We start from the raw sequence: 10,253 nt of genomic DNA on the forward strand, positions 1-10,253 counted from the left end.
CGACGCTACTCACTCTCCGGCGGACAACCGGCCGCTGACACTCGCCGCCGGGGAATTGCCGTGGGAAACACAAGTTCTCATAGGGAACACCTGCGTCACTGCTGCCCACCGACTCATCCGACGAGCACCCCCTAGGGGCGCCAACCCCCGGCCGTGGCCACCGCGACCATGGCCGGCTAAACTCACCGAGCCCAAGGCGGATCGGGGCGCATGCCCTTCAAACCCCTCGCGAGGACTGTGATTTGGCAACGCGACATGAAATGGACGAGGCGCAACAGCCGCGGCCCGAGGCCCGGTCCTGCATTCGGCTCTTGGCCGAAAACGAGCTGGCAGCGATACTGCCGCTCATCGAGATCCTGAATCCGGACACGTCGCGGGCGGTGCTTGCCCAGCGACTTGGCGAGATGCGCGACAACGGCTATCGCTGCGCGGGGGCGTTCGTGGACCGCCGGTGCGTGGGCGTGGCCGGCATGTGGTTCGGGACGCGCTTTTGGTGTGGCCGCTACGTCGACATCGACAACGTCGTGGTCGATCCTGCGTGGCGCAGCCACGGGATCGGACAGGCGCTCCTAGACTGGGTGGAAGACTACGCCCGCCGGCAGGGCTGCCAGAAGGCCGTGCTCGACGCCTACGTCACAAACGATCGGGCGCACGCCTTCTACATGCATCGCGGCTACCGCATCATAGGCTTCCATTTCGACAAGGATCTGAAGGAACCGGAAGGAAGCGCCGGACCTGACCGCGAGGCCTCCGGCGGCTTGGCTAGTCACCGGCCGTGACCGGGCGGCGGCGGTCCTTGGCCTGCCCGCGGGCGCGCTTGTCATCGAGCCTGCGCCGACGCGCAGCGAGCGTCGGACGGGTTGCGATACGCCGTTCCGGGACCTCGAGGGCCCGTTGTATCCAATGGACCAGCCGTTTACGGGCCTCGCGCCGGTTGCACTCGCGGGTCCTATGGGTATGAGCGTGGATTATAAGGTACCCCTCGCGCGTGATACGCCCGCGCGCCAAAAGCAACAGGCGATCGCGCGCGCCCGAAGGCAGAGACGGGGAACTTGCCACATGGAAACGCAACTGCACGGCCGTGGCGACCTTGTTCACGTTCTGCCCACCGGGACCCGGGGAACGGACGAAGCGCTCCTCGATCTCATCCTCGGAGAGCGACAGGCTTGGTGCGATGGGGATCATGGCGTCACGATACGCGCAGACCCCCACCCCTTCAAGGATCGCGGCCTAAGCGAAGGCGCCGAACCCCCACCGGCTGTCGCATCAAGGCGCCATAAAGCCGCATAGAGCCTGTACGAGTCCGACACGGATTCGTCCGCGGCAAGCGCGCCGCCCTTCCCGCATGTCGTCTGCGTATCCGATTCAGGGAGGGAGCCGAGGACGTGATGGATCTGACGGCGCTCATCCGTTCGGCCAACGCGGGCGTTTTGCCACCTAAGCCGACCATGCGCTCTTCGGGCAGGCGCGCGTGAGGTGTGGCGCGGCGCGGACCTCAGGGAGTCGACCTGGCGCCGGACGCCACGCGCGCCTAGATCAGACAACCGGAGCCCGGGATCAAAAGGAAAGATCGCCCGCCTGAAACGGTGTGGCGCGGCGCTGAGCGCGGCTTTAAGCCAGATTGCCTACCCGCTTTAGCGGGGCGGGAGCGTCACGCCCTCCTTCCCAAAAATTGCGCTGCGCACAGCCACGCCCTGCGCGAGATGGGTCTCCGCCACCCCGAGGTCGGCGCGCGTCATGCCCCCCAAAGCGTAAACCGGCAACGTTACCTCCGAAACCATGTGCCGAAAACGCTCCCAGCCTAGTGGGGTGGCGCCGGGATGCGTCAGCGTGGCCTTCACAGGCGAGAGCACGGCGAAATCGCAGCCCAGGGCCTCGGCCTGCCGTAATTCCTGCGCATTGTGGCAGGATGTTCCTACGAGCCCGTCAGCCGACGCCGGGCGCGCACTCAGGCGCGCAAGCCGCGCCGCCGACAGATGGACCCCGTCGGCGCACCCAAGCGCTTCCTGGGGATCGCCGTTCACGACACAGCGGCCGCCATGGGGGGCCAATACGCGCTTCAGATACGCCGCATACTCACGCAGACGCGGGGCGGCCCACGGCTCGCGCAACTGCAGCAAGACCGGCTCGCGACGGGCGGCCTGGAAGAGGCGCTCCTCAAACAAGGCCTCACCCAAACCGTCGACGTCGCTAACCAGATAGAGGGACGGCAGACGCAATCGCGCCAGAATGGGGCGGTCGGCTGGTAGGAAGGGGAGATCTCCGAGCGCATCGATCGGACACCAGCGGATCTCCTGGCCCTCGCGACCCTCCGGTACACCGTCATAGGACTCGACACGCCAGAATGTGAGCTCGAGACCCGCAGGCGGGTTCGCGCGGTAGTGAGGCAAAAACGTGCACGCGCCCACCGTGATCCCAAGCTCCTCATGGAGCTCGCGTCTCAAGGCATCAGCGTCCGCCTCACCGGCCCGGACCTTGCCGCCCGGGAATTCCCAGAGCCCCGCGCCGGCCTTGCCTGGCGGACGGCATGCGACCAACACGCGCCCGCCGTCCCCCCAAAGGAGGCCGGCGACGACGCGCTCAGGTCCGGTAGGATCCATTGATGCGGACATAATCATAGGAAAAATCGCAGGTGTGCACGGCCGCGCGCCCCACGCCCTGCCCGAGATCCACGGCCACCACGATCTCATCCCCGGCCAAGGCCTTCTGACCCATCTCTTCACGGTAATCGGGATCGACCATGCCCTGGCGGAACACCCGCACCCCGTTCAAATGTACGACCACACGGTTCGCATCATCGAGCCTGATAGGTGCGCGCCCCACGGCCATGAGGATGCGGCCCCAATTGGGATCGCTCGCAAAAAGGGCGGTCTTGACGAGCGGAGAACCCGCGATGGTGTCAGCCACCACCCGCGCCTCCCCATCGGAGCGGGCCCCGGAGATTTCGACGCGCACAAACTTGGTCGCGCCCTCGCCATCACGGACGATGGCCTGCGCAAGTTCCGCGCAGAGACGTTCCAGGGCATCGCAAAAAGCCGTGAATTCCGGACCTTCGGCGGCCGTAAGGCGCGCGCCCGAGCGACCGGTGGCGAGCACGACCAAGGCATCGTTCGTCGAGGTATCCCCATCGACGGAAATCGCGTTGAAGGTGGTCTTTACGGCACGCTCCAGAGCCGCCTGCAGGATGGGCCGCGGGGCCTCGACATCGGTCGCGACAAAAGACAACATCGTCGCCATATTCGGGTGAATCATGCCCGACCCCTTAGCGATACCGGCCAAGTGCACCGATACGCCGCCGATACTCACCTCCTGAACGCCCGCCTTGGGCACCGTGTCGGTGGTCATGATGCCAAACGCGGCATCCGCCCACCCGTCCTCGGTGGCAGCGGCCACTGCCGCCGGGATCCCGGCCACCACCGCCGCCACCGGCAAACGCTCGCCTATGACGCCCGTCGAGAAAGGGAGGACCTCCTGGACCCTACACTCCAGAGCCTCGGCTACGGCCACGCAGCAGGAACGTGCATCCTCGAGGCCGGCGGCGCCGGTCGCGGCATTCGCGTAACCAGTATTAATGACGAGCGCGCGCGGCTCACAGGCGCGCAAGTGCTCCTTAGCTACGATCACGGGTGCGGCCGCGAAATGGCTCTGCGTGAAGACGGCGGCGGCCGTCGTCCCTGGGGCACACTGAATGACGACGAGATCGCGCCGAGCGGCCTTACGGATCCCCGCAGCGACGGTCCCCAGCCGTACGCCCGCGATCACGCCAAGCGGCGGCATTGCCCTCACTCCTACGGCCATAATAACTCCTTAGACGAGACGCCCATGACACTGCTTGTACTTCTTACCTGAACCGCACGGACAGGGATCGTTGCGCCCAACCTTGCGCCCGCTGCGCGTGATCGTCTGCACCGCAAGGTCCGCGCCCTCTCCCGCGAGATCGAGACTTGGGTGTTCATAGAACGCGGCCCCTTGCTGGCGGCGCTGCTCGTCGATGGCGTCGATATCGCTATCGTCCTGGATGTCCACTTGGGCGATGGTCGTGATTACTTCATGCTTTATGCGATCGAGCATGTGCGAGAAAAGCTCGAAGGCCTCACGCTTGTACTCCTGCTGCGGACTCTTTTGCGCGTACCCTCGCAGCTGTATCCCTTGGCGAAGATGATCCATCGCCGCGAGGTGGTCTTTCCACTGCAGATCGAGGACTTGGAGCATGATGGCCTTCTCGAGATGACGCATAGTCTCCGCGCCGATCTCTTCAGCCTTTTCACGATAACGCTTCTCGGCCTCCTCCAGAATCCGCGCGCGCAGCCCCTCCTCGTCCAGGTTGGTGTCATCCTTCAACCATTGGTCGACCGGCAGACCGAGACGCAGTTCATGGTCGAGCGTCGTCTTAAGCCCCTCGATATCCCATTGCTCCTCAAAGCTGGCCGGCGGCACATGGTTGCTGATCAGGGCATCAACCACATCACGGTGAATCGCCGCCACACTCGCGCCCACATCGTCGGCAACGAGGAGCTTGTTGCGCTGCTCGTAGATCACCTTGCGCTGATCGTTCGCGACATCGTCATACTCGAGCAACTGCTTTCGGATATCGAAGTTGTGGGCCTCGACCTTACGCTGGGCGTTCTCGATCGCCTTCGTCACCCACGGGTGCTCGATGGCGTCGCCCTGCTCCATGCCGAGCTTCTCCATGAGACCGGCAATCCGATCCGACCCAAAGATACGCATCAGATTATCCTCGAGGCAGAGATAGAAGCGGGTCTCGCCCGGGTCGCCCTGGCGACCCGACCGCCCACGCAGCTGATTGTCGATACGGCGCGACTCGTGCCGCTCGGTCCCGATCACCTTGAGCCCGCCCGCCTCGATGACGCGATCGTGCCTTCCCTGCCACTCATCCCGGGCCCGCTTACGCGCCGTCTCGTCAGCATCGGGCGTCAGTTCCGCCTCCGGGTTTCCTCCGAGCACGATATCCGTGCCGCGGCCCGCCATATTGGTGGCGATCGTCACGGCCCCTGCGCGACCCGCCTGAGCAATGATGTGCGCCTCGCGCTCGTGATGCTTAGCGTTCAACACCTCGTGAGGGATGCGCGCCTGTTCCAGCAGGGCCGACAGACTCTCGGAGCTCTCGATGGAGGCCGTCCCGACCAACACCGGTTGCCCCTTCTTGTGGGCCTCCTCGACCTCGGTGACGATGGCGGCATGCTTCTCGGCGGTGGTCCTGTAGACCTGATCCCCCTGATCTTTACGGATCGCGGCGCGATGCGTCGGGATCACCGTGACCTCGAGGTTATAAATCTCCTGAAACTCAAAGGCCTCCGTGTCGGCCGTGCCGGTCATCCCGGCGAGCTTCTCGTAGAGACGGAAGTAATTCTGGAACGTGATCGACGCAAGCGTCTGGTTTTCGTTCTGGATCTCGACCCGCTCCTTGGCCTCGACGGCCTGATGAAGCCCGTCGGACCAGCGCCGTCCCGTCATCATGCGTCCCGTGAATTCATCGACGATGACGATCTCGCCGTTAGCCACGATGTAATCCACCTCGCGATGGTACAGGGCATGAGCCCTCAGCGCGGCGTTCAGATGATGCAGCAGACCCATGTTGGCAAGATCGTAGAGACTCTCCCCTTCCGTGAGCAAACCGGCCTGTGCCAGCAGGCGCTCGGCTGTCTCATGACCCTCTTCTGTGAGGTAAACCTGTTTGGCCTTCTCGTCCACCGAATAATCGCCGGGGCCCCCGGTCGTCTCCTGCTTCTTCAGGCGGGGCACGATGACGTCAATCTTGACGTAAAGATCCGTATTCTCTTCGGTAGGCCCGGATATGATGAGGGGTGTGCGGGCCTCATCGATGAGGATCGAATCCACCTCGTCTACGATGGCGTAATGCAGCGCACGCTGGACACGCTCGTCGGCGCTGAACGCCATATTGTCGCGCAAATAATCGAACCCGAACTCGTTGTTCGTTCCGTACGTGATATCGGCGTTATACGCCTCCCGACGCGCCGGGCCGTCCAGTGATGAGACGATGGTCCCAACCGACAGGCCCAGAAAACGGTAGAGGCGCCCCATCCATTCCGCGTCACGCGCAGCCAGATAGTCATTCACCGTGACGACATGGACCCCAGACCCGGGCAAGGCATTTAGATAGGCGGCCAAGGTCGCCACGAGGGTTTTACCCTCACCCGTGCGCATCTCCGCGATCTTGCCCTCATGGAGGACCATGCCGCCGATCAACTGGACATCGAAGTGCCGCATCCCAAGCGCTCGGCGCGAGCCCTCGCGGACCACCGCGAAGGCCTCTGGGAGCAGGGCATCAAGCGGCTCGCCACGCCCGAGCCGCTCGCGGAACACGGCCGTTTGATTGCGCAGCTCGTCGTCCGAAAGCGCCGCATAGCGCGGCTCGAGGGCGTTGATCGACCCCACCTTCTGGCGCAAGCGTCGAACCACGCGCTCGTTGCGGCTACCGAAGAATCTACTTAGGACGTTCGCGGCCATAACCCTCTGGACGACTCAGAAAAAGTCGCATTATGGCCGAAAAGGGGGGCTACTTGAACACTTTTTCACTCAATGCCGGTCGGCCAGTCGCAGAAAGCCCGCCGGATTGATGGGTACGCCGTGGAGCATAACCTCGAAATGCAGGTGCGGGCCCGTCGAATACCCGGTATCGCCCACGCGCCCGAGGAGTTGGTGCTTGTGGATCACCTCCCCCACATGCACGAAGCGCGCGCTCAGATGGGCATACATGGTCACCTCACTGTGGCCATCCGAAATCTTGATGAGGCGGCCAAAACCGCCATCTTGACCAGCGAAAATGACGATACCAGCGGCCATGGCGCGCACCGGCGTGCCGAGTGGCACGGCGATGTCGATCCCGGGATGGAAGCCCGGCCGACCCGTGAAGGGGTCCGGGCGCGGGCCGAAGGGTGAGGATATCCAGCCGCCGCGCACAGGCCAGCCGCGCGGGGTCATACGCGCCGCGACACGATGGGCCGCCAGAATCGCTGCGAGCACCGCCAGTTGAGCTGAACGGCGCGCGAACTCGATCTTCAGTCGCCCCGACAAGGCCCGGAGACCGGCAATCGTCCAACCCCGGCCGTCCTTGGGCACCGCTTCATCGGCAGAGAAAGCCGCCGGCAGCGACAAGGCTCCGACCGGCAGGCCCGCGAGAGCTCCGAGGCGCGCCGACATGGCATCGAGCCGGCTGGCGCGGGCTCTCAGCCTACCGACTGCCGTCGCAAGACCCGTGAGGTCGGTGCGGCTCACGGTAGCAAGCCTCTGAACCTGTGCCAGGGCGTCGGGCGCACCGGCACTTGCTGTCGTATCAGGCCCCCGATGGGCGAATAACCAAAAAGCGAGCACCCCCAAAACAAGCGGCATCACGCCGAACAAGGCCGTGGCACCGGCAGCTATCCGCCCAACACTCAAACTGACGGGCCGCGAACGCGCATCGCCCTCGCGCATAAAGATGATGTTCATAGGGTTCGCCGCTTGCGTGCCGGGAGCGAAAGCTCTTGCGCAAGGGCGCGCAATTTAGAGATCCGGCGTGGACGCTTCGCCGACGAGACCGGCATGGTCCGTAGCCGCGCGTGCGGGTGGAGCGCGGCGCCGAGCGGGAGGCCCGCTGACTGCACCAGCCGCCGCTCAAGAAGCGCCAGTCGGACGGCATCACTATGCAACGCGCCGAGCTCAGAGCCCATGACATCGAGGCCGGCGGCGGTATTGCGGGTGATCGATGCGAGCTCCGCGTGGGCCACGATGGCCGCGCCTGCGCTCCGGCCAGGACCCTGCACGGCGGGGACCAGGGCCGCGAGCAGCCCATAAACCCCGAACGCAAGCAGCAGGGGGACGACGCCCACACAGACGCCGATCGCGACCTGCCATTGCCGTGCGCTAAGCCGCCAATGGCGATTCAAGCGGCTCCGGTGGCCCACGATCCTCAACGTCACATTCGCAGGCTTGTCCGCTTTCACGTCACTGTCCTCGGTCGCCCTGACCCCATCAAACTGCGGGGATGGCCCTCGCGAAGGAGATGGCCGGACGATCTGTCTCCTCGAACGAGACGATCTCCCAGGCCTCGGCATCCGCAACCAACGCGCGCAGCAAGCGATTATTCAAGGCATGACCCGACTTGCAGGCGCTGAAGGCCCCTATCAGGGGATGCCCCAGAAGGTAGAGATCCCCGATCGCATCCAGGATCTTATGCTTCACGAATTCGTCTTCGTAACGCAGCCCGTCCTCGTTCAAAATGCGGAAATCATCCATGACGACGGCGTTGTCGAGACCGCCCCCGCGGGCCAAGCCATTCTGTCGCAGGGCCTCGAGCTGGCGCATGAAGCCGAACGTCCGCGCCCGGCTGATCTCCTTCACGAACGAGGTCGTGGAGAAGTCGATGCAAGCCGTCTGGGTCGAATTGCGGAAAATGGGATGATCAAAGTCTATCGCAAAGGACACCTTGAAACCGTCCCACGGTTCAAAGCGCACCCATTTGTCGCCATCCTGAATTTCAATCGTCTTACGGATGCGGATGAAGCGCTTATGAGCCGCCTGCTCCTCGACCCCCGCCGACTGGATCAAAAAGACGAAGGGCCCCGCACTGCCGTCCATAATGGGGACTTCTGGCGCGGTCAAATCCACATAGGCGTTGTCGATCCCAAGACCCGCAAAGGCCGACATCAGGTGTTCGACCGTCGAAACACGTGCCCCGTTATGCTCGAGCGTCGTCGAGAGGCGTGTGTCACTGACGTTCTCGGGGCACGCCCGTATTTCCATGAGCTGCGGTGAGTCGACCCGGCGGAAGATGATGCCGCTATCGACCGGCGCCGGACGCAAGGTCAGGTAAACCTTCTCCCCGGTATGCAACCCGACCCCTGTGGCCCGAATCACGTTCTTTAACGTACGTTGCTTTATCATGAGACTTCCGCGCTGTGATGCAGAATAGCACCTTGCTGACCATGCCGGACCTCCCTGTTCGGCCACCGGAGGCAAGCCTCGGCTAGTGTCTTAAACAATAAAGACAAAATCCGGCTCTGTCCAGGTCGGTCGTCCAATACGGTCATATCCGGCCCCTCTGCCCCGACAAACGGACCTAATCGGCCTGACGACGGAGGAAGGCCGGAATGTCAAGGTAATCCGCGGCCTGGGTGTCGAGCTTCTGGCCCACCCGCCGGTTGCGGATGACGGTGGGAGTATCCAGATCGTCGTAGTCCGGGAGCGGAGTGGCCCCACCCCCCACGGCGCCGCCCTTGGCCACCTTCAATGCGACGGCCGCCCGCTTCTGACCGCCGCCAAGCCCGGTCGCGACCACCGTGACGCGCATCGCGTCCTCCATTGTGGGATCGATCGCATGGCCCATGACCACGGTTGCGTCGTCGGACGCAAACTCCTTGATCGTATCGCCGACTTCGGCAAACTCGCCCAGAGACATGTCGGCGCTTGCGGTGATATTTACTAGCATACCGCGGGCGCCGGCGATATCCACATCCTCCAGAAGCGGGCTCGAGATCGCCGCACGCGCCGCCTCGCGGGCACGATCGGAACCCCGCGCAACCGCCGACCCCATCATTGCCATCCCCATCTCCGACATTACCGTGCGGACGTCGGCAAAATCGACGTTGATGTGGCCGGGCTTCGTTATGAGCTCGGCAATCCCCTGCACAGCCCCTTGCAAGACCTGGTTGGCCTTGGCGAAGGCGTCGAGCAAGGTCATGTCACGGCCGACCACGGCAAGCAGCTTCTCGTTCGGGATTGTGATAATCGAGTCGACATACTCGGCGAGGTCCCGTATCCCCTGCTCGGCAACGCTCATGCGCTTTCTGCCCTCGAAAGGGAACGGCTTCGTGATCACAGCCACCGTCAGGATGCCCTGATCCTTCGCCACTTGGGCTACGATGGGCGCCGCACCCGTACCGGTACCTCCGCCCATGCCCGCCGTGATGAATACCATGTCGGCCCCAGCAATCGCCTCGGCTATGCGCTCCCGGTCTTCCATGGCCGCTTGGCGCCCGACCGAAGGATCGGCACCGGCGCCCAACCCCTTGGTGAGGTTGGAACCAAGCTGCAAGATCACGTTGGCCGACGACTTCCTGATCGCCTGTGCGTCCGTATTGGCAACGATGAACTCTACGCCGTCGATATTGGAGTTCATCATGTACTCTATGGCGTTACCGCCGCCGCCGCCAACCCCTATGACTTTGATGATGGCCTGTTGGCCGCTCGTCTCTACGATTTCAAACATGGCCCACTCTCCTATCCTTTAATGG

9 protein-coding genes are annotated in these 10,253 nt (G+C 63.8%); 1 reads left to right on the forward strand and 8 read right to left on the reverse strand.

Features of this window, described 5'->3' with window-relative positions; translation table 11 throughout:
• Positions 1 to 242 precede the first annotated feature (242 nt).
• Positions 243 to 779, forward strand: coding sequence for a GNAT family N-acetyltransferase (locus ACYCTF_RS00985; protein WP_461283011.1), 537 nt, complete (start codon positions 243 to 245; stop codon positions 777 to 779).
• On the opposite strand, the gene arfB is transcribed toward ACYCTF_RS00985, so the two are convergent.
• From arfB to ftsZ, 8 genes are all read right to left on the reverse strand, one after another.
• Positions 763 to 1,185 (reverse strand): alternative ribosome rescue aminoacyl-tRNA hydrolase ArfB, encoded by a 423-nt coding sequence (gene arfB / locus ACYCTF_RS00990; RefSeq protein ID WP_461283012.1) that lies wholly within the window; start codon positions 1,183 to 1,185, stop codon positions 763 to 765. The genes ACYCTF_RS00985 and arfB overlap by 17 nt on opposite strands.
• 449 nt (positions 1,186 to 1,634) lie before the next feature.
• A complete protein-coding gene (locus tag ACYCTF_RS00995) occupies positions 1,635 to 2,690 on the reverse strand; it encodes a Nudix family hydrolase (RefSeq protein ID WP_461284415.1) in 1,056 nt (351 codons plus the stop codon).
• Complete coding sequence (gene argJ, locus ACYCTF_RS01000) at positions 2,581 to 3,798, reverse strand: bifunctional glutamate N-acetyltransferase/amino-acid acetyltransferase ArgJ (protein ID WP_461283014.1); 1,218 nt, start codon at positions 3,796 to 3,798, stop codon at positions 2,581 to 2,583. Before argJ ends, ACYCTF_RS00995 begins: the two co-directional genes overlap by 110 nt.
• Before the next feature lie 9 nt (positions 3,799 to 3,807).
• Positions 3,808 to 6,489 carry a preprotein translocase subunit SecA gene (gene secA, locus ACYCTF_RS01005; protein WP_461283015.1) on the reverse strand — a complete coding sequence of 894 codons (2,682 nt, stop codon included), beginning with the start codon at positions 6,487 to 6,489 and terminating at the stop codon, positions 3,808 to 3,810.
• Positions 6,490 to 6,558: 69 nt separating this feature from the next.
• Entirely contained in the window at positions 6,559 to 7,470 is a 912-nt protein-coding gene (locus tag ACYCTF_RS01010) for a M23 family metallopeptidase (RefSeq protein WP_461283016.1), read from the reverse strand.
• The gene (locus ACYCTF_RS01015; protein WP_461283017.1) at positions 7,467 to 7,964 is read right to left on the reverse strand and encodes a hypothetical protein; all 498 of its coding nucleotides are present in this window, start codon (positions 7,962 to 7,964) and stop codon (positions 7,467 to 7,469) included. The genes ACYCTF_RS01010 and ACYCTF_RS01015 overlap by 4 nt, the downstream gene beginning before the upstream one ends.
• Before the next feature lie 28 nt (positions 7,965 to 7,992).
• Positions 7,993 to 8,904 (reverse strand): UDP-3-O-acyl-N-acetylglucosamine deacetylase, encoded by a 912-nt coding sequence (lpxC, locus tag ACYCTF_RS01020; RefSeq protein WP_461283018.1) that lies wholly within the window; start codon positions 8,902 to 8,904, stop codon positions 7,993 to 7,995.
• Positions 8,905 to 9,079: 175 nt separating this feature from the next.
• Positions 9,080 to 10,228 carry a cell division protein FtsZ gene (ftsZ, locus tag ACYCTF_RS01025; RefSeq protein ID WP_461283019.1) on the reverse strand — a complete coding sequence of 383 codons (1,149 nt, stop codon included), beginning with the start codon at positions 10,226 to 10,228 and terminating at the stop codon, positions 9,080 to 9,082.
• Positions 10,229 to 10,253 lie beyond the last annotated feature (25 nt).

This window comes from Acidiferrobacter sp., from assembly GCF_054609335.1.

Coding starts and splice junctions, on each gene's coding strand:
- ACYCTF_RS01010 (WP_461283016.1), bottom strand. CDS start 7,470: ATGAACATCATCTTTATGCGCGAGGGCGATGCGCGTTCGCGGCCCGTC.
- secA (WP_461283015.1), bottom strand. CDS start 6,489: ATGGCCGCGAACGTCCTAAGTAGATTCTTCGGTAGCCGCAACGAGCGC.
- argJ (WP_461283014.1), bottom strand. CDS start 3,798: ATGGCCGTAGGAGTGAGGGCAATGCCGCCGCTTGGCGTGATCGCGGGC.
- ftsZ (WP_461283019.1), bottom strand. CDS start 10,228: ATGTTTGAAATCGTAGAGACGAGCGGCCAACAGGCCATCATCAAAGTC.
- lpxC (WP_461283018.1), bottom strand. CDS start 8,904: ATGATAAAGCAACGTACGTTAAAGAACGTGATTCGGGCCACAGGGGTC.
- arfB (WP_461283012.1), bottom strand. CDS start 1,185: ATGATCCCCATCGCACCAAGCCTGTCGCTCTCCGAGGATGAGATCGAG.
- ACYCTF_RS00995 (WP_461284415.1), bottom strand. CDS start 2,690: ATGAGATCGTGGTGGCCGTGGATCTCGGGCAGGGCGTGGGGCGCGCGG.